The sequence below is a fragment of the Micromonospora sp. WMMA1996 genome (genome assembly GCF_002573675.1).
Lineage (GTDB): Bacteria > Actinomycetota > Actinomycetes > Mycobacteriales > Micromonosporaceae > Micromonospora > Micromonospora sediminicola.
Genome location: NZ_PDHU01000001.1, coordinates 2,389,758 through 2,407,537, shown reverse-complemented (window position 1 = coordinate 2,407,537; position 17,780 = coordinate 2,389,758). Strand labels below are relative to the sequence as shown.

Here is a 17,780-nt window from a genome sequence, read left to right as displayed (position 1 = left end):
ACGACGGTCCGACGCCGTCCCGCCGCGCGAACACCAAGACGCAGTCGAAGCTCAACGCGTTGGGTTCCGACCGGGTGGAGATGGCGCCGCTGGGTTACCTGCCGCACCTCGGTTCCCCGAAGGTCGCGCACCTGAACATCGAGGCGCAGGGCTGGGGGGAGACGACGGTCAGCCTGGACGTGCGGCTGACGGTGCACGATCCCAGCGGGGCCGCCGGGGTGAACATCGACCTGGTTCGCATGGCGGCGGCCGCCCGGCGCTCGGGGCGCGGCGGTCATCTCGCGGAGGCCGCGTCACTGCTCAAGTCCCCGCCCGGCACGCCGGTCTGAGTCGCGTCACCGCGGCTCGACAAACCGGAACCGCTCCAGCACGGCCGGCGTGTCGTCGTCCACGGTGAACCCCGGGTCGCCCAGCCAGGCCCGGTAGTCCGCGCCGTGCCAGTACGCCTCGTGCCCGGCCCGCCACTGCGCGACCGACAGGTACCCCTCGCCCTCGGCGCGGGCGTGGTCGAGGTCCACGTCGCCGAGTCGGGCGACGCGGACCTCGACCAGTTCGATCACGGCCACCGGCCGGCCGGCGGAGTCGACCACCGCGTGCCGGGTGCCGGCCGACGGCAGCGGCTCGCCCTCGATCTCGTAGTCCTGGAGCAGCCCGGTGGTGCTGGTCTTGCTCCCGTCGAGCACCGCGGCGACCAGCCGGTCGCGCAGCGGGCCCGGGAAGGCGAACTCGTACGGGGGCAGCGCGTCGTCCACGGCGGCAGCGTAGCCGGGCGCGACGTCAGCGGCGGCGCAGCGCCGGGTCGAGCAGGGCCGGCGGGGTGTCGTTCTTCTCGTGCGGCGCCAGGTCGACGCCGGGGGCGACGATCGCGTCGATCGCGTCGAGCACGTCGGGACTGAGCACGGTGTCCGCGGCGGCCAGTTGCGCGCGCAGGTGCTCGGTCGTCCGGGGACCGATGAGCGCGCCGGTCACCGCCGGGTGCGCGGTGACGAAGCCGAGGGCGAGCTGGATCAGCGTGAGGCCCGCCTCGTCGGCGACCGTGGCCAGCCGTTCCACGGCGTCCATCCGGGCCCGGTTGGCCGGGACTGCGGGGTCGAAGCGCTGCGGCATGAACGTGGACCGGTGGGTGGCGATCTCCCGGTCGGCCCGGATCGCGCCGGAGAGCCAGCCGGAGGCCAGCGGGCTCCAGACCAGCACGCCGAGCCCGTACCGCTGGGTGACCGGCAGGACGTGCGCCTCGATCCCGCGTTGCAGGATCGAGTAGCTGGGCTGCTCGGTGACGTACCGGCCGAGGTGGTGCTCGCGGGCCGTCCACTGCGCCTCGACCAGGCGGTGCGCCGGATAGGTGGAGGTGCCGAAATAGCGGATCTTGCCGGCCTGACGCAGGTCGGTCAACGCCGCCAGGGTCTCCTCGTCGTCGGTGGTCGGGTCCCAACGGTGGATCTGGTAGAGGTCCACGTGGTCGACGCCGAGCCGGCGCAGGCTGTCCTCCAGCGCGGTGACCAGCCAGCGCCGGGAGCCGCCCCGGCGGTTGCGGTCCTCGCCCATCGGCAGGGCCGCCTTGGTCGCCAGCACCACGTCGTCGCGCCGTCCGGCGAGGGCCCGCCCGACCATCTCCTCGGAGAGTCCGTTGCCGTAGACGTCGGCGGTGTCGACGAGGTTGACGCCGGCGTCGAGCGCGGCGCCGACCAGGTCGTCGGCCTCCGCCTGAGTGGTGCCCCCGATCGGGCCGATGTTCATGGCGCCGAGCGCGAGCGTGCTGACCTGCATGCCGGTGCGGCCGAGGGTGCGGTACTGCATGGTGTTCCCTTCCGGCGGCCACGGTGGTTCGCGGCCCCTGCCTGGGTGGATCGCCCTTCCGCCTGGCATCATGGCTAGGCGGAACGTTGCTCCGGTAACGATACGGAACGCTGTTCCGCTTTGCCAACCCCGAGGAGAGGACGGACGGTGTGACCGACACCACCGGCCAGGCCCGACGACGGTCCGACGCCCGCCGCAACGAGCAGGCCCTGCTGGACGCCGCCGCCGCGGTCTTCGTCGCGTCCGGCGTCGAGGCCCCGGTCCGTGACATCGCCGCCGCGGCCGGCGTCGGCGTCGGCACCGTCTACCGGCACTTCCCGACCCGGGCCGACCTCGTCGTGGCGGTCTACCGGCACCAGGTCGAGGCGTGCGCCGAGGCCGGGCCGACCTGCCTCGCCGAGGCGCAGAGCCCGCACGCCGCGCTGACCGGGTGGATCGACCGGTTCGTCGACCTCCTGGTCACCAAGCACGGCCTGGCCGCCGCGCTGCGCGCCTACAGCGCCCAGTTCGAGGCGTTGCACACCTACTTCGTCGACCGGCTGGTGCCCGTCTGCGCCGGCCTGCTCGACGCCGCCACGACGGCCGGCGAGATCCGCGCGGACGTGAACGCCTACCAGCTGCTCCGCGCGGTCGGGAACCTGTGCGTCGGCGCGGACAGCGACCCCCGCTACGACGCGCGCCGGGTGGTCGGCCTGCTCCTGGACGGGCTGCGGGTCCGCGACTGAGCCGTCGGGCTCAGCCGGCCGGCGACAGCCGCCGGTCGAGCCAGTCGAGCAGGACCGCCTCGTACTGCGGGCTCACGCTGCCCGGGTCGTCGCCCCCGCCCAGGGTGGGCGCGTGGTCACAGCCGGCCAGCCGGGCCACCGTCAGCTCCGCGTCCCGGGCCTCCCGTCGCCACACCGCGAGGCTCGCCTCGATCGGGGTCCACGCGTCGGTCTGGCCATAGCAGAGCAGCACCGGGCAGGTCAGCCGGGCGAGGACCGGGGCCGGGTCGAAGTCCATGTCGGCCCACGTGCCGGGCGTCCCGGGCAACTCGTCGGGCAGGAATGCCAGCGGGAACCAGGGCCGTCGCACGGCGGCGTCCAGCTCCGCCTGCGCCACCGACCGGGGCACGTCGCCGCGCAGGAAGCCCTCGGCCACCTCGCGCAGCCGCGCCAGCTCGGCCACGTCGGCCGGGCCGTAGCCGTGCCGGCGCAACTGCTCGGCGGTGCCGTAGCGCATCTGCGCGGCCGGGCTGACCCCGCTGCACCCGACCAGGACCAGGAAGTCCACCGGGTCGCGGGTGGCGGTCACCGCCGCCGCCCACGCGCCCTGGCTGAACCCCCAGATGCCGACCGGGACCGCCCCGACGTGCCGGCGCATCTCCGCCAGGGCGGCCGCCGCGTCCTCGGCCTGGTCGGCCAACGGCACGTCGTGCCCGTCGACGCGGGGGCGGCGGTCGTAGCGCAGCACCGCGACGCCGGCCGGGGGCAGCAGCCGGGCCAGGTGCGCGTAGAGGAAATAGGACCGCTGGTCGGCGTGCGAGCCGTGCAGCACCACCAGGCCGCCCCGGACCGGCCCGGCCGGCAGGTCGAGCACGGCCGGCAGGCCGAGGGATCCGACGGTCGCCTCCATGCCGGGCAGTCAACCATGCCGCGCCGGTCCCGGCCGCCCCGTGCCGCCGGGTGCGTCGCACCGCGGCCTGCGTACGCTGGCCCGGTACGCCGCCGCGACCGTGGAGACCAGCGATGACCAGCCCCGCACCCCGTGCCGTCCGGGTCGCCGGACCCGCCGACGTCACCGCGCTCGTCGACCTGATCGAGTCGGCCTATCGGGGCGAGCGCGCCCGGGCGGGCTGGACCCACGAGGCGGACCTGCTCGACGGGCAGCGCACCGACCCGGAGATGGTGTCCGCCGCGGTGACCGCCCGGGACGGCGTGGTCCTGGTCCTGGCGGAGCAGGACGCCCCGGTCGCCTGCTGTCAGCTGGAACGCCGCGACGACCACGTCTACTTCGGCATGTTCGCGGTGTCGCCGGGACGGCAGGGCGGCGGGCTGGGTCGGGAGCTGCTGGCCGAGGCGGAGCGGTACGCCCGGGAGCAGTGGCACGCCGGCGAGATGCGGATGACCGTCATCGTCCAGCGCGACGACCTGATCGCCTGGTACGAGCGGCGCGGCTACACCCGCACCGGCGAGCGGAGCGCGTTCCCCTACGGCGACGAGCGCTTCGGCCTGCCGCGCCGGCCGGACCTGGCGTTCGAGACGCTGCGCAGGAAGCTCGGCTGACTCACCCCGGCCGGTCGACGAGCGCGACCAGCTTTCTCGGCGCCAGCACGCAGTAGCTCTCGGTGAGCAGTTCGGCGACCTCGGTCCAGTCGGTCGCGTCGTCGAGCGCCATCCCGACCACGTCGGCGCCCCAGCCGGGTGAGTAGAAGGGTGGCCCGACCGCGAGCAGCCCGGCGATCTCGTCGCCGGGGGAGCGGAACGTCAGCACGCAGAGCGGACCGTCGCCCGTCGCGGCCCGGGCGTCGGCCGTCTGGTGGTCGGGGCCGACGGTGCGCACGTGGGCGAACGTGCGCGACCGGATCCGCCAGCGGGTGCCCACCCAGGCCGGCTCCTCGTAGGTTTCCGGCAGGCCGAGGCAGACCGGCCGCAGGCGGTCGAGGTATGCGGACGGTACGTCTCCGGGGCCGCTCATGCGCGCAGGTTAACGGCCCCCACCGACAAACCGGACGGCCGGCGCGGCAGCCTTGCCGCCGCCCGTCCGCACGCCGATTGTCGTACCCGGGGAGTACGACAGCGATGAGTTTCGGCACGGCGCACGGTCAGACCCTGGAGAACGGTCGAACGGAGGCGAAGACGTGACCACCACACGGGTACTTGTCGGCACGCGCAAGGGCGCGTTCATCCTGACGTCGGACGGTCGGCGCGACGACTGGACGGTGGACGGCCCCCACTTCGGTGGCTGGGAGATCTACCACCTGACCGGCTCGCCGGTCGAGCCGGACCGGCTCTACGCGTCCCAGTCCGGCGGCTGGTTCGGGCAGCTGATCCAGCGCTCGGACGACGGCGGCCGGACCTGGAACACGGTCGGCAACGACTTCGCCTACAGCGGCGAGGTCGGGCAGCACCTCTGGTTCGACGGCACTCCCCGGCCGTGGGAGTTCAAGCGGATCTGGCACCTCGAACCCTCCCGCCACGACCCCGAGACGGTCTACGCCGGCGGCGAGGACGCCGCCCTCTACGTCTCCACCGACGGCGGGCAGAAGTGGTCGGAGCTGACCGCCCTGCGCCAGCACCCGACCGGCCCCTCCTGGCAGCCCGGCGCGGGCGGGATGTGCCTGCACACGATCCTGCTCGACCCGGCCGACCGCGACCGGATCTACGTCGCGATCTCCGCCGCGGGCGCGTTCCGCAGCGACGACGGCGGCGCGAGCTGGCTGCCGATCAACAAGGGCCTGCGCTCGGGGGAGATCCCCGACGGCGACGCCGAGGTCGGCCACTGCGTGCACCGCCTCGCCCAGCACCCGTCCCGGCCGGACACGCTGTTCATGCAGAAGCACTGGGACGTCATGCGCACCGACGACGCCGGCGCGAGCTGGCGCGAGGTCAGCGGCGACCTGCCGACGGACTTCGGCTTCCCGATCGCGGTGCACGCCCACGAGCCGGAGACGATCTACGTGGTGCCGATCACCAGCGACTCGCTGCACTACCCGCCGGAGGGCAAGCTGCGCGTCTACCGCAGCCGCACCGGCGGCGAGCACTGGGAGCCGCTGACCGAGGGCCTGCCGCAGTCGCACTGCTACGTCAACGTGCTGCGCGACGCCATGGCGGTCGACACCCTCGACCCGTGCGGGATCTACTTCGGCACCACCGGTGGCCAGGTCTACCACTCGGCCGACGCCGGTGACACCTGGGCGCCGATCGTGCGGGACCTGCCGGCGGTGCTCTCCGTCGAGGTCCAGGTGCTGCCTTGATCCGGGTGGTGCTGCCCGCCCACCTGAAGAACCTGGCGCACGTCACCGGCGAGGTACGCGTCGAGGTTGCCGGCCCGCCCACCCAGCGGGAGGTGCTGGACGCGCTGGAGACCGCGTACCCGATGTTGCTGGGCACGATCCGCGACCGGCACAGCGGCGAGCGTCGTCCGTTCGTCCGCTTCTACGCCTGCGAGCTGGACCTGTCCCACGAGTCGCCGGACGCGCCGCTGCCCGAGGAGGTGGTCGCCGGCAAGGAGCCGTTCATCGTGCTCGGCGCGATGGCCGGCGGCTGAACCGCGCCGCGCGGGAACCGCGCCCGGTGTGACGTCGTCTGACGAGTCATGACCTGTGGGAGAACCCGAGCCATCGGATGGGCGGTGGTCGCCGCGCTGACCCTCGCCGGCTGCACCGGGCCCGCGCCCGCTCCGCCCCCGCCGCGGGAGCGGGTGCTGCCGGCCGGCGGGCTGCGGCTGGTCGCCTTCGACTCCTGTGCCGAGGCGCTGCGGCAGCTCCGCACCGCGGCGAAGGCCGCGGCCGGCCCGTGGGGCCTCGACCCGTTCGGTAGTGCCGTGCCGATGGCCGCGGCGGAGCGGGCCGACGGGGCCGTGGCGAAGCAGGCCCCGGCGGCGGGCGCGGGCGGCTACTCGGGCACCACCGTGCACGAGGCCGGCGTGGACGAGCCGGACCTGGTCAAGACCGACGGACGACGCATCGTCACGCTCGGGCGCGGTGTGCTGTCCGTGATCGACCCGGTGAGCCGCCGGCTGACCGGCCGGCTCGCGCTCGACCGCACCACCGAACGGTTCGCCCGTGCCGACGGCGATCTGCTGCTGCACGGCGACCGCGCGCTCGTGCTGCTGCGCGCCCCGTGGGTCACCAAGCCGGCCGCGGACCGGGCGCGTCCGGGCCCGGCCGAGGTGGGTCGGCCCCGCCTGGTGCTGGTCGACCTGGCCGGCGCGCCGCGGATCGTCGCCGAGTACCGGATCGACGGCAGCCTGGTCGACGCGCGGCAGGTCGGCGCGACCGCCCGCGTCGTGATCCGGTCGACGCCGCGACTGACGTTCCCGCAGCCGCGCAAGGGCACCGACGCGCAGCGCACCGCCGCCAACCGCGCCGTCGTCGACCGGGCCACGATCGACGACTGGCTGCCCCGGTACGAGGTCCGCGAGGGCGGCCGTACCACCACCGGGCAGGTCGGCTGCGACCGGGTCAGCCGGCCGCCCCGGTTCTCCGGGGCCTCCCTGGTGACCGTGCTCAGCTTCGACCTCGGCGCGGGCGCCCTCGGCACGGGCGACCCGGTGACAGTGGTCGCCGACGGCGACACCGTCTACGGCACCGGCCCGCGCCTCTACGTGGTCAACGACCAGCGCTGGCGGGCGCGCGACGGCGGGTCCGGGTCGACCGGCACGGAGATCTTCCAGTTCGACACCTCCGCTGGCACCCCGCGCTACGTCGCCGCCGGCTCCGTGCCGGGCTTCTTGATCAACCAGTACGCCCTGTCGGAGTGGAACGGTCACCTGCGGGTGGCGACCACCACCGGCGACGTCTGGGGCGGCGGCCGCTCCGAGTCGGGCGTGTACGTGCTGCGCGCCGACGGCCCGGCGCTGACCCGGGTCGGTCAGGTCACCGGGCTGGGCCGGGGCGAGCGGATCCACTCCGTCCGGTTCCTCGGTGACACCGGTTACGTGGTGACGTTCCGGCAGGTCGATCCGCTGTACACGGTGGACCTGCGCGACCCGGCGGCGCCCCGGGTGACCGGCGAGTTGAAGATCACCGGCTACTCGTCGTACCTGCATCCGGCCGGGGACGGTCGGCTGCTGGGGGTCGGGCAGGAGGCGTCCGCCCGGGGTCAGGTCCAGGGCACGCAGGTGTCCCTCTTCGACGTGGCCGACCCGACCCACCCGTCCCGGATCGCCCAGCACCACGTCGCGGAGGGCTGGTCCGAGGTGGAGTCCGACCCGCACGCGTTCCTCTACTGGGCGCCGGAGCGGCTGGTGGCCGTCCCGGTGGGCCGGCCCGGCGTGGCGACCGACCGGGCCGGCGCCGAGGGCGGCAAGGGCCGGCCGAGCCACGGCGTGCTGGTGCTGCGGGTCACCGACACCGGGTTCACCGTGGCCGGCACGGTCGAGCATCCGACGTCCCTGCGCGACGGCGGGGAGTGGACGCCGATCCGCCGGTCGCTGGTGGTCGACGGGGTGCTGTGGACGGTGTCCGACGCGGGGTTGAGGGCGACCGCCCTGTCCGGCATGACGCCGCTGGCCTGGGTGCCGACGGACTGACCCGGGTCGGCCGCCCGGGTAATCAGGTGGTCCGGCCCGGACGCGCCGGGCAGCATGGCCTCCATGCGTACGCGACTGCGGCGGTTGTGGATCGACGGGCGGATGGTCACCTGGCGTGCGGAGATCCGGCACGTGCCGGGCAGCGGTGACTGCCACCGGTGCATCCGGCTGCGGGTGTGGGGCGCCGGCAAGACCGGCGAGGCGCTCCAGGCCGATCTGTTGTCCACCGCCTGGGGCACACCGTGGTCCGCGTGCGCGACCGACGGCGCTTACCCGACGCCGGCCGACGTGCGCGCCGTCGTCGGGTACGCCCTGCGCAACGGCTGGCGGCCCGACCGTCGTGGTGGCACGTTCGTGCTCGCCGAGCGGGAACACGCCTCCCGGTTCCGGTGGCCCGACTTCCTGCTCACCGACCGGCTTCGCGGCCTCGGCGGAGGCGATCCCACGCGGCGCGTCGCCGAGGCGCAGCCCGCCCCGGCTGCCGGTTGACCGACGGCTGTGGCTGACCGGCGCTGGCCGGCTGGCCGACGGCTGTGGCTGACCGGCGCCGGCCGGCTGACCGACGGCTGTGGCTGACCGGCGCCGGCCGGCTGGCCGACGGCTGCCGGCTCCGGTCAGGCGACCGGGCCGGGCGCGTCCAGCCAACGGCGCACCACCGCCAGGTCCGTCTCCGTCAGCCCGGTGGACGGGTCGACCCGGTGGGCCAGTGCCCGTGCCCGGTGGTGGCGTCCGATCCACCGTCGGTCCGCGTCGGTGATCTCGTCGTCGAGCCACACGAACGGCCGTCCGGCCGCCCACCGCACGAGCTGGGTGGTCTTCCAGTGCGGCCCACCGACCGGCTGCTCGTCGTCGTCCGGCCACGTCACGACGGGCAGCGCCGGGAGGCCGAGCCGGGGCGCGAGGACCTCGTTCGCGTCGTCCAGCCAGGTGGTCGCCCAGACCAGGCGGCAGCCCAGCGCCGTCAACCGGTCCCCGTCGTCGGGGTCGAGCCGGTGCAGGAGCGGGTTGCCGTGGTCCGGTCCCGTCGGCGTCAGGGGCCGGTCGCCCGGCCGGTCGGCGAACGGGATGAGGGTGCCGTCGACGTCCAGGAAGAGAAGGCAGCGTCCCGGATCCACTCCAAAACCGTACCGTCGCGGTGAGAACGAGTGGTCACCTGAGACCGATATACCGCTCAGTCATGATTATGACCCAGCGGTATATCGGTGCGAAGTGACGGTGCCCCGACGCGTCGTTACGGACAGTGACACACCAGGCCCGGCGAGACCGCGCCGACGGGGCCGTCGCGCGGAGCGATCTAGCGCACGTGGCGCAGCGCGGCGTCCACGGTGTCCTCGGGCGTGCTGTTGAAGGCGATCGCTGCGCCCGGGGCGTGTCGCCGGATCAGGTTGACGACCCGCTCGAAGAAGCCGAGCAGCGGCTCGTGCTTGCGGATGCCGCCGCCGACGACCACGCAGGCGTACTCCGTGCGGGTCAGCGCCGCCACGATCGTCTGCTCGCCGTCCGCGTCGGCCGCCGTCAGGCACAGGTCCGCCTCGATGCCGTGCTCCGCGAACCGGGCGTGGCCGCGTGCGATCGCGGCCAGGACCGGCTCCGGATCCCAGTTCGGGAAGCGGGTGGGGTCGAGACCGATGACGAGCACCGGGCCGTGTGCCATGCGTCCTCCTCCGGCCGAGGGGTCCGGCGTCACCCGGATCCTGCCCTCATCACACACCGTCGAGCGGCGCCCGACCAGCCCGACCGACCCGACCAGCCCGTCCGGCGGCGGTGGCGGGCAGGCCGGCCATCCAGCGGTCCAGGGCCGCCGGGTCGCGGAACAGCAGCACCGGCGGCCCGGCCGGGTCGGCGTGCCAGGCACGCATCCGTCGCCGGGCACGGCCGAACGCGGCGACGTGCCACACCAGGACCGAGTCGCGGGAGACCACGCTGCGCAGCGACTCCCGGTTGCCGTTGCAGATCTCCTCCCCGCTGACCAGGCGGCGGGCGGTGCGTCGCAGCAGCCGCCAGAAGGAGAGCCAGCGAGGGTAGTCCAGGCCGACGACCAGGTCGGCGCGGGCCAGCACGACGTCCCGCCAGCCGTGGTACGCCCCGTCGAGGATCCAGCGGTCGCGCCGGCAGACCGCCTCGATCCGCCGGCGCTGCTCGTCGACCGGCACCTCGACCCAGCCGGGCTGCCACAGCAGGTCGTCCACCGGGCACCACGGCAGGTCGAGGCGCTCGGCCAGCCGCTGCGCCAGTGTCGACTTGCCGGCGCCGTAGACCCCGTAGACGAGGATGCGGGCCGGTGTCGTCACCGTCGCAGCCTACGTCGTCGTCACCGTCGCGCGTCGGCGGCGAACGGACCGCCGGGGCCGAACGCCAGCGCGGCGAAGCGCTCGCCGATGCGGCGGTCCGCGACCGGGTCGGGGTGCAGCTCGTCGGGCAGCGGCAGCTCGGCGAAGTCCGCCTCGCCGTAGAGGTCCAGCCCGTTCAGGTAGTGCAGGTTCGGGTCCTCGGCGGCTCGGGTCGCGACGATCCGGGCCAGTTCGGCGCGGATGACCCGCAGGGTGAGCTTGCCGGCGGCCTGTTCGGCCGGGTCACCGGTGGCGCGGAACCGCAACGTGCCGGTGCTGAGATCGGCGGCGCCCGGGCCGGGGGTGTCCTCCTGGATCGGGCAGAGGATGGACGACACGACGAGCAGCGGGGTGTCCGGGTGCCCGTCGCGCAGCGTGTCGAGGAAGCCGTGCACCGCCGGGGTGAACGCGCGCAACCGCATCACGTCGCTGTTCACCAGGTTGATGCCGATCTTCACGCTGATCAGGTCCGCCGGGGTGTCCCGCATGGCCCGGGCGGTGAACGGGTCGAGCAGCGCGCTGCCGCTGAACCCGAGGTTGATCAGCTCCACCCCGGCCAGGCCGGCGGCGATGGCCGGCCAGGTGCCGGTCGGGCTCTCCGCGTCCGAGCCGTGGCTGATCGAGCTGCCGTGGTGCAGCCACACCCGCCGGCCCCGGTCGCCGACGGTCTCCACCGGCGCGTCGGTGCGCAGCGCCACCAACTCGGTGATCTCGCGTTGCGGCAGCCAGATCTCGACGTCCTTGTCGGTGGCGGGCAGGTCGGTGAAGCGGACGGTGCCGACCGGACCGGGCTCGGTGGTCGCCGTACCGGTGGTCAGGTCGATGGTGAGCACCTTGCCGCCGTCGGCGGTGGCCTGCCCGGTCAGACGCCCGTCGACCAGCAGGTCGTAGCGGCCGTCGGGCCGTGGCGGGGTGCCCCGGTAGACCATCTTGGTGGGAAGCACGTCCAGCTCCACGGCGGTGGCGCGGCTGCGGAACACCAGCCGTACGCCGGAGGGCATCGCCTCGGCCATCGCCACCTGAGGGTCGGTGTTGCGGGCCCGGGCCGGCGCGGGCAGCCGGTGCGGCAGCACGCCGTGCGCGGTGCGTTCCAGGTCGAGCGCCCCGCGCAGCAGGTCGGTGGTGATGGGCGTGGTGATCCAGGGGTGGGCGGACGTCATGATCAGATCCTGCCCCGTTCCGGGCCCCGCGGCCACCTGATTCGTCCGACAGGCCCGACTCGTGCCACCGGCGGCGACCGCCTCAGTCGGCCAGCACCAGCTCGACGTAGCGCTCCGCCATGGTGGCGAGGACCCGGTCCGGGTCGGTCGCCCACACCTCGGCGTTGAATATCTCCACCTCGGTGTCGCCGGTGTACCCGGCGGCCTCCACGGCCCGCCGCAGCGGTGGGAAGTCGATGTGCCCGTCGCCCATCATGCCCCGTCCGAGCAGCACGTCGGCCGGCAGCGGGGTGAGGAAGTCGCACACCTGGAAGCTCGCGATGCGGTGCCCGGCGCGGGCGATCTGCCGCCACACGTCCGGGTCCCACCAGACGTGGAACGTGTCCACCACGACGCCGACCTGCTCGACGGGGAACGCCTCGGCCAGGTCGAGCGCCTGCCCGAGCGTGGACAGCACCGCCCGGTCGGCGCAGTACATCGGGTGCAGCGGCACCAACGCGAGGCGTACCCCGCGCTCGCCCGCGTAGGGGGCCAGCTCGACCAGGGCGTCAGCGACCCGCTGCCGGGCGCCGGACAGGTCGCGGGAGCCCGGCGGCAGGCCGCCGACGACCAGGACCAGGCAGTCGGTGCCGAGCCCGGCCGCCTCGTCGATGGCCCGTCGGTTGTCGGCCAGCGCCTCGCCCCGGGCGGCATCGCCGTCGGCGGTGAGGAAACCACCCCGGCACAGCGACGACACCCGCAACCCGGCGTCGGCGACGAGCGTCGCGGCGGCCGGTACGCCGATCTCGGCGACCGGCTCGCGCCACAGCCCGATGGCCGGGATGCCGGCGCGGGCGCAGCCGTCGACCGCCTCCCGCACCGACCAGCGTCGCGTGGTGCGCTGGTTGAGCGACAGCTTCGCCAGCCGCGGGTCGGCGGTCATCCGGCCACGCCCGCGACGTCGAGGTACGCGCGCATCCGCCGCGCGGCCAGCTCCGGGTCGAGCAGCAGTCCGGCGCTGTCGGCCAGCCGGAACGCCTCGACCAGGTGCGGGACGCCGCGCCCGCCGTGCAGACCGCCGACCATGGTGAAGCCGGGTTGCAGGCCGTTCAGCCAGGACAGGAACGCGATGCCGGTCTTGTAGTAGCGGGTGGGCGGGGCGAACACGTGCCGGGACAGCGGCACGGTCGGGTCGAGGATCGCCCGGAAACCGGCCGGGTCCCCGGCGTCGAGCCGGCGCAGCGCGGCCGACGCGGCCGGGGCGATCGCCGCGAACGCGCCGAGCAGCGCGTGGCTGGACCGGCGGCCGTCGCCCTCGATCAGCTCCGGGTAGTGGTAGTCGTCGCCGGTGTAGACCCGCACCGTGGGCGGCAGCAGCTCGCGCAGCCGCACCTCCCGGTCGGCGTCCAGCAGCGACACCTTCACCCCGTCGACGACGTCGGCGTGGGCGCGCACCAGCGCGACGAATGTCTTGGTGGCCTCGTCCAGGTCGGTCGAGCCCCAGTAGCCGGCCAGGGCCGGGTCGAACATGTCGCCGAGCCAGTGCAGCACCACCGGCGCGCCGGCCTCGCGCAGCACCCGCTCGTAGACGCGCACGTAGTCGTCCGGACCGGTGGCGAGCGCGGCGAGCTGGCGGCTGGCCATCACCACCGCGACCGCGCCGCGCTCCTGCACGTACCCGACCTGTTCGGCGTACGCGGCGACGACCTCGTCGAGCGTGTCGGGCACGCCGGGCAGCTGGTCGGTGGCGGCCCCGGCGACGATCCGTCCGCCGCACGTGGCGGCCTCGGCGGCGCTGCGCCGGATCAGCTCGCGGGTGGCCGCCCAGTCCAGCCCCATCCCGCGCTGCGCGGTGTCCATCGCCTCGGCCACGCCGAGCCCCCACGACCACAGGTCGCGCCGTACGGCGAGGGTGGCGTCCCAGTCCAGCCGTGCGGGAGCGTCCGGGGCGTTGTCGGCGTGCGGGTCGGCGACCACGTGCGCCGCCGCGTACGCGATCCGGCTGGCCGGCGGTCCGTCCGGCCGCTGCCAGCCGGCCGGTTCCCGCAGCGTGCGCGACTCGGTGCCGCCGCCGGGCAGGGGCAGGGTGATCCGCGCGGTCACCGGGCGATCTCCTCGACGGTGATCCGCCGGCCCTCCCGGGCGGAGCGCAGGCCGGCCTCGGCGAGCTGCACCCCGCGGGCGCCGGCCATGAAGTCCCACGGGAACGGCCCGTCGTCGACGACGTGCCGCAGGAACGACTCCCACTGCACCTTGAACCCGTTGTTGTAGTCGGCGTTGTCCGGCACGGTCTGCCACTGGGCGCGGAACGGTTCGGTGACCGGCAGGTCCGGGTTCCACACCGGCATCGGGGTGGCGCCGCGGTGCTGGATGCGGCACTCGCGCAGCCCGGCCACCGCACTGCCGTGCGTGCCGTCGACCTGGAACTCGACCAGCTCGTCCCGGTACACCCGGACCGCCCACGAGGAGTTGATCTGCGCGACGATGCCGCCGGCCAGTTCGAAGATCCCGTACGCGGCGTCGTCGGCGGTGGCCCGGTAGGTGACCCCGTTCTCGTCCACCCGCTCGGGCACGTGCGTGGCGGTGACGGCGGTGACGGCGGTGACCGGGCCGAAGATCTGCTCCAGCACGTAGTGCCAGTGCGGGAACATGTCGACGGTGATGCCGCCGCCGTCCTCGGCGCGGTAGTTCCAGCTGGGTCGCTGCGCGTCCTGCCAGTCGCCCTCGAACACCCAGTAGCCGAACTCCCCGCGCACGGACAGGATCCGGCCGAAGAACCCGCCGTCGACCAGCCGCTTGAGCTTGCGCAGCCCGGGCAGGAACAGCTTGTCCTGCACCACGCCGTTCTTCACGCCCCTCGCCGCGGCGAGCCGGGCCAGCTCCAGCGAAGCGGTCAGCCCCTCCGCGAGCGGCTTCTCGGTGTAGACGTGCCTGCCGGCCTCGATCGCCGCCCGGATCGCCTTCTCCCGCTGGGCGGTCACCTGCGCGTCGAAGTAGATCCGGTGGGCGTCGTCGGCGAGCGCCGCGTCCAGGTCGGTGGTGTACGAGTCCAGCCCGTGCCGGGCGGCGATCTCGGCGAGCCGGGCCTCGTTGCGGCCCACCAGGGTCAGCTCCGGCCAGATGCGGCTGCCGTCGCGGGCGGGCAGGCCGCCCTGCTCGCGGATGGCGAGCAGGGATCGGACGAGGTGCTGTCGGTAGCCCATCCGTCCGGTCACGCCGTTGAGGATGATCCCGATAGACGTGCGCTCCACGTGGGTGTCCTTCCGGGGTGGTCGGTCACGCTCCTGAATGCGCTTTCAGTAAGCGCTTTCAGGATGTTACGGTAGCCACGCCCCGACAGCCGGGTCAAGACGTTCCGTAGGGGGATATCGATGCAGCCACGGACGCACGTGACCCTGGAAGACGTGGCCAGAGCCGCCGACGTCTCGCTGGCCACGGCCTCCCGGGCGCTCAACGGCATGCGCGTCACCCCGCAGTTGCGCGACCGCGTCCTGGCCGCCGCCGCGCAGCTCGCCTACACCCCGAACGCGCACGCCCGGGCGCTGGCCGGCGCCTCCCACCGCACCGTCGGCGTCATCTGCCACGACGTCACCGACCCCTACTTCGCCGCCGTCGCCGGCGGCGTCATGCGCGTCGCCGGCGCCAACGACCTGCTGGTCATGCTGGCCAGCACGTTCCGCGACCCGGAGCGGGAGATCGCCTACGTGTCGATGCTGCGCGCCGAGCGCGCCCCGGCCATCCTGCTCATCGGCTCCGGCTTCGAGGACACCCGCTGGGAGCGGGCCATGGAGGCCGAGCTGAAGCCCTACCTCGACGGCGGGGGCCGGGTCGCGGTGGTCAGCCGGCACCGCAGCCTCAAGGTCGACAGCGTGCTCCCGGAGAACCGGGCCGGCGCCGCCGCCATGGCCCGCACACTGCTGGGGCTTGGCCACCGCCGCTTCGCCGTGCTCTCCGGCCCGCGCGCGCTCACCACCGTCATCGACCGCCTCGGCGGCTTCCGCGACGAGCTGACCGCCGCCGGGGTGAGGCTCGACCCGGCCGCCGTGGTCGAGGGGCCGTTCACCCGCGACGGCGGCTACCAGGCGATGACCGAGCTGCTCACCCGCGGACTGGACGCCACCTGCGTGTTCGCGTTGACCGACGTGATGGCCATCGGCGCGTACGCGGCACTGCGCGACCACGGCCTGTCCGTGCCCGGCGACGTGTCCGTCGCCGGCTTCGACGACATCCCGGTCGTCCGCGACCTGACCCCGCCGCTGACCACCGTGGCGCTGCCGCTGCAACAACTGGGCGAGAAGGCGATGGAGATGGCGCTCACCGAGAACACCGGCCGCCGCCGGCGGATCGTGCGCATGAACGGCGAGGTGGTCGTGCGATCCAGTACCGCCAAGCTCGGCGCGTGACCCCCGGCGCCGGCCCACCCGTGGATGAGCGGCCCGGTAGGGTGCCGCCATGATCGAGGACACGTCGTGCCGGTGACGAACCCGTGGCTGGCCGGGCCGACACCCACCGGGAAGCTGGACCGGAACCGGCTCGAGGAGCGCATCCTCAACCTGCTGTCGTCGCAGAACATGTGCGTGCTCGCCACCACCGGTCCGGACGGGCCGCTGGCCACCCCGGTGCGCTACTACCCGCTCGACTTCGCGCTGATGTTCACCGCCGCGCCGCGCTCACCGAAGATGCGCAACATCGCCGCCGACCCGCGTGTGTCCGTCGCCGTCTTCGCGCCCCTGGTCGGGCTGGCCAGCAGCCGCGGCGCGCAGGTCTTCGGCACCGCCCGGGTGCTCACCCCCGACCACCCCGACCACGCGCACCACTGGTCGGCGTTCCGCTGGCAGAACGAGCACGTCGAGCGCGGCCGCCCCCTGTCCGAGCCGCCCGAGGAGACGCTCGTCGTCGTCGAGGCGGACCGGATCGTCTACACCGAGCACTGGCTGCGCCGCGACGGCTACGCCCCGCGCCAGCACTGGCGCCGCTGACCCGCCTGCGCGCCCCGCCGTCCCGCACTCACGGCCTGGTCAGCAGTCGCTGGGTGGCCCGGGCCGGGTGGCCGTTCATCGTCTCCACCGCGACCTCCCGGCCGGCGACCAGGGTGAAATCAGCCAGCAGATCGTCCCACCAGTCCACGGTGTGGTGTCGACACACCGCCCCGTCACCGGTCTCGAAGATTCCGTAGGTGCCGTACTTTCCGGCGAACCGCTCATACCGGGCAAGGTTGCGGAGGTCGTCCTGGAGACACAGGTCGCTGAGGTACAGCCGTCCACCGGGCCGCAGCACCCGGTGCAGCTCCCGCACCAGGGCCCGCTGCGCGGCGTCGTCGGGCAGGCAGGTCAACACGGCGAACAGCAGCACCACGTCGACACCGCCGTCAGGAACATCCAGATGGGGCGGACGGTCCAGGACCGTGAACCGCGTGCCCGGATGCCGCTCCCGGGCGCGCGCGACGAGGCGGGGAGCGACGTCCACCCCCTCCACGTTCTCGAAGCCCCACTCCGCGAGCAGCCCCGCCAGCCGGCCGTACCCACACCCGTAGTCGAGGACGCGGGCCCGCCGGTCGACGCCGTCCAGCCACGCGGGATCGACCGGGTGTCCGAAGGTCTTCGACGTCCCGGTCGAGTTCCAGTACCGCGACTGGTTGCCGAGATCCGTCACGACGCCTCGGAGCGCACGGTGCGCAGGAGGTTGCCGACCAGGTGCAACTCACCGGACTCGACCCGGGCCAGCACGTCGATCGGCGCGACCGTGGTCCCCGTCCAGGTCGGCTCGGGGAACGCCGCGCGCAGGGTGCCGGCGTCCAGGCCGAAGTCCTGGCCCGCCTCCGGCGACACCGCCAGCACGAACACGGCGCCGTTCGGCGCGGTCAGGCGCGGCAGCAGCGCCAGGTAGTCGCCGACCGCGGCCCCGCGCCGGTCCAGCGTGTGCAGCAGCCCGGAGTCGAACACCGAGTCGTACGGCGTGTCCGGCACCGGGATCCGGGTGGCGTCGCACACCTCGAAGCGCACCGGCAGACCCGCCTCGGCGGCCTTGGCCCTGGCCAGGTCGATCGCCACCGGGGAGAGGTCGACGGCGGTCACGTCGTGGCCCTGGCGGGCAAGTGCCAGGGCCAGTTCGCCGGTGCCGCAGCCGACGTCGAGCACGCGGGGGCCGCGTACCCCGGTGTCAAGGACCGCGGCGAGCGCCGGCTGCGGGCCGCCGATCTCCCAGGGCGGGCGCTGGGTGTCGCGGTAGAGACGGTCGTAGTGGACGACGTCCGGCTCGTCGGTCATCGCGTACCTCCTCG

General features: G+C 74.2%; 22 protein-coding genes. 9 read left to right on the top strand and 13 right to left on the bottom strand.

Annotated elements, in window-relative coordinates; translation table 11 throughout:
- The first annotated feature begins 59 nt into the window (after nt 1–59).
- Entirely contained in the window at nt 60–329 is a 270-nt protein-coding gene (locus tag COO58_RS11590) for a hypothetical protein (protein ID WP_255292592.1), read from the top strand.
- A 6-nt stretch (nt 330–335) separates the two neighbouring features.
- Here COO58_RS11590 and COO58_RS11585 read toward each other — a convergent pair whose 3' ends face one another.
- The gene (locus tag COO58_RS11585; protein ID WP_091574790.1) at nt 336–752 is read right to left on the bottom strand and encodes an ASCH domain-containing protein; all 417 of its coding nucleotides are present in this window, start codon (nt 750–752) and stop codon (nt 336–338) included.
- A gap of 25 nt (nt 753–777) precedes the next feature.
- The gene (locus COO58_RS11580) at nt 778–1,797 is read right to left on the bottom strand and encodes an aldo/keto reductase (RefSeq protein ID WP_098744941.1); all 1,020 of its coding nucleotides are present in this window, start codon (nt 1,795–1,797) and stop codon (nt 778–780) included.
- A 149-nt stretch (nt 1,798–1,946) separates the two neighbouring features.
- On the opposite strand from COO58_RS11580, the gene COO58_RS11575 reads away from it, so the two are divergent.
- Nucleotides 1,947–2,522 (top strand): TetR/AcrR family transcriptional regulator, encoded by a 576-nt coding sequence (locus COO58_RS11575; RefSeq protein ID WP_098744940.1) that lies wholly within the window; start codon nt 1,947–1,949, stop codon nt 2,520–2,522.
- A gap of 10 nt (nt 2,523–2,532) precedes the next feature.
- Here the strand turns inward: COO58_RS11575 and COO58_RS11570 are convergent, their stop codons facing one another.
- Nucleotides 2,533–3,411 (bottom strand): S9 family peptidase, encoded by an 879-nt coding sequence (locus COO58_RS11570; RefSeq protein WP_098744938.1) that lies wholly within the window; start codon nt 3,409–3,411, stop codon nt 2,533–2,535.
- Between the two features lie 113 nt (nt 3,412–3,524).
- Between COO58_RS11570 and COO58_RS11565 the strand changes: the two genes are divergently transcribed.
- A complete protein-coding gene (locus COO58_RS11565; RefSeq protein WP_091574776.1) occupies nt 3,525–4,061 on the top strand; it encodes a GNAT family N-acetyltransferase in 537 nt (178 codons plus the stop codon).
- 1 nt (nt 4,062) lies between these two features.
- Here the strand turns inward: COO58_RS11565 and COO58_RS11560 are convergent, their stop codons facing one another.
- Nucleotides 4,063–4,473: an MmcQ/YjbR family DNA-binding protein gene (locus tag COO58_RS11560; protein WP_091574773.1), complete on the bottom strand. Its 411-nt coding sequence runs from the start codon at nt 4,471–4,473 to the stop codon at nt 4,063–4,065.
- Between the two features lie 163 nt (nt 4,474–4,636).
- Here COO58_RS11560 and COO58_RS11555 point away from each other — a divergent pair, with 163 nt between their 5' ends.
- The 4 genes from COO58_RS11555 (at nt 4,637) to COO58_RS11540 (ending at nt 8,520) form a co-directional block, all read left to right on the top strand.
- Nucleotides 4,637–5,752, top strand: a complete 1,116-nt coding sequence (locus COO58_RS11555; RefSeq protein WP_098744937.1) for a sialidase family protein — start codon at nt 4,637–4,639, stop codon at nt 5,750–5,752.
- A 5-nt stretch (nt 5,753–5,757) separates the two neighbouring features.
- Nucleotides 5,758–6,045, top strand: a complete 288-nt coding sequence (locus tag COO58_RS11550) for a MoaD/ThiS family protein (RefSeq protein ID WP_255292693.1) — start codon at nt 5,758–5,760, stop codon at nt 6,043–6,045.
- Between the two features lie 48 nt (nt 6,046–6,093).
- Nucleotides 6,094–8,031 (top strand): beta-propeller domain-containing protein, encoded by a 1,938-nt coding sequence (locus COO58_RS11545; RefSeq protein ID WP_255292591.1) that lies wholly within the window; start codon nt 6,094–6,096, stop codon nt 8,029–8,031.
- Between the two features lie 63 nt (nt 8,032–8,094).
- A complete protein-coding gene (locus COO58_RS11540) occupies nt 8,095–8,520 on the top strand; it encodes an integrase (RefSeq protein ID WP_091577665.1) in 426 nt (141 codons plus the stop codon).
- Between the two features lie 125 nt (nt 8,521–8,645).
- Here the strand turns inward: COO58_RS11540 and COO58_RS11535 are convergent, their stop codons facing one another.
- The 7 genes from COO58_RS11535 to COO58_RS11505 form a co-directional block, all read right to left on the bottom strand.
- Nucleotides 8,646–9,146 (bottom strand): HAD domain-containing protein, encoded by a 501-nt coding sequence (locus COO58_RS11535; protein ID WP_098744934.1) that lies wholly within the window; start codon nt 9,144–9,146, stop codon nt 8,646–8,648.
- A 179-nt stretch (nt 9,147–9,325) separates the two neighbouring features.
- Nucleotides 9,326–9,685 (bottom strand): hypothetical protein, encoded by a 360-nt coding sequence (locus COO58_RS11530; protein ID WP_098744932.1) that lies wholly within the window; start codon nt 9,683–9,685, stop codon nt 9,326–9,328.
- Between the two features lie 49 nt (nt 9,686–9,734).
- Nucleotides 9,735–10,322 (bottom strand): adenylate kinase, encoded by a 588-nt coding sequence (locus COO58_RS11525; protein ID WP_245666417.1) that lies wholly within the window; start codon nt 10,320–10,322, stop codon nt 9,735–9,737.
- A 20-nt stretch (nt 10,323–10,342) separates the two neighbouring features.
- The gene (locus COO58_RS11520; RefSeq protein ID WP_098744931.1) at nt 10,343–11,521 is read right to left on the bottom strand and encodes an SGNH/GDSL hydrolase family protein; all 1,179 of its coding nucleotides are present in this window, start codon (nt 11,519–11,521) and stop codon (nt 10,343–10,345) included.
- A gap of 82 nt (nt 11,522–11,603) precedes the next feature.
- Nucleotides 11,604–12,443, bottom strand: a complete 840-nt coding sequence (locus COO58_RS11515; protein WP_098744929.1) for a sugar phosphate isomerase/epimerase — start codon at nt 12,441–12,443, stop codon at nt 11,604–11,606.
- Nucleotides 12,440–13,603, bottom strand: coding sequence for a dihydrodipicolinate synthase family protein (locus tag COO58_RS11510; RefSeq protein WP_098744928.1), 1,164 nt, complete (start codon nt 13,601–13,603; stop codon nt 12,440–12,442). Before COO58_RS11510 ends, COO58_RS11515 begins: the two co-directional genes overlap by 4 nt.
- Nucleotides 13,600–14,751, bottom strand: coding sequence for a Gfo/Idh/MocA family protein (locus COO58_RS11505; RefSeq protein WP_098744926.1), 1,152 nt, complete (start codon nt 14,749–14,751; stop codon nt 13,600–13,602). Before COO58_RS11505 ends, COO58_RS11510 begins: the two co-directional genes overlap by 4 nt.
- A gap of 153 nt (nt 14,752–14,904) precedes the next feature.
- On the opposite strand from COO58_RS11505, the gene COO58_RS11500 reads away from it, so the two are divergent.
- Both COO58_RS11500 and COO58_RS11495 read left to right on the top strand, forming a co-directional pair.
- Entirely contained in the window at nt 14,905–15,903 is a 999-nt protein-coding gene (locus COO58_RS11500) for a LacI family DNA-binding transcriptional regulator (protein ID WP_255292590.1), read from the top strand.
- A gap of 66 nt (nt 15,904–15,969) precedes the next feature.
- Nucleotides 15,970–16,479 (top strand): pyridoxamine 5'-phosphate oxidase family protein, encoded by a 510-nt coding sequence (locus COO58_RS11495; protein WP_098744923.1) that lies wholly within the window; start codon nt 15,970–15,972, stop codon nt 16,477–16,479.
- A gap of 28 nt (nt 16,480–16,507) precedes the next feature.
- Here the strand turns inward: COO58_RS11495 and COO58_RS11490 are convergent, their stop codons facing one another.
- Nucleotides 16,508–17,152, bottom strand: coding sequence for a bifunctional 2-polyprenyl-6-hydroxyphenol methylase/3-demethylubiquinol 3-O-methyltransferase UbiG (locus COO58_RS11490; protein ID WP_091574734.1), 645 nt, complete (start codon nt 17,150–17,152; stop codon nt 16,508–16,510).
- Nucleotides 17,149–17,766: a class I SAM-dependent methyltransferase gene (locus tag COO58_RS11485; protein WP_098744922.1), complete on the bottom strand. Its 618-nt coding sequence runs from the start codon at nt 17,764–17,766 to the stop codon at nt 17,149–17,151. The genes COO58_RS11490 and COO58_RS11485 overlap by 4 nt, the downstream gene beginning before the upstream one ends.
- Nucleotides 17,767–17,780: the final 14 nt, after the last annotated feature.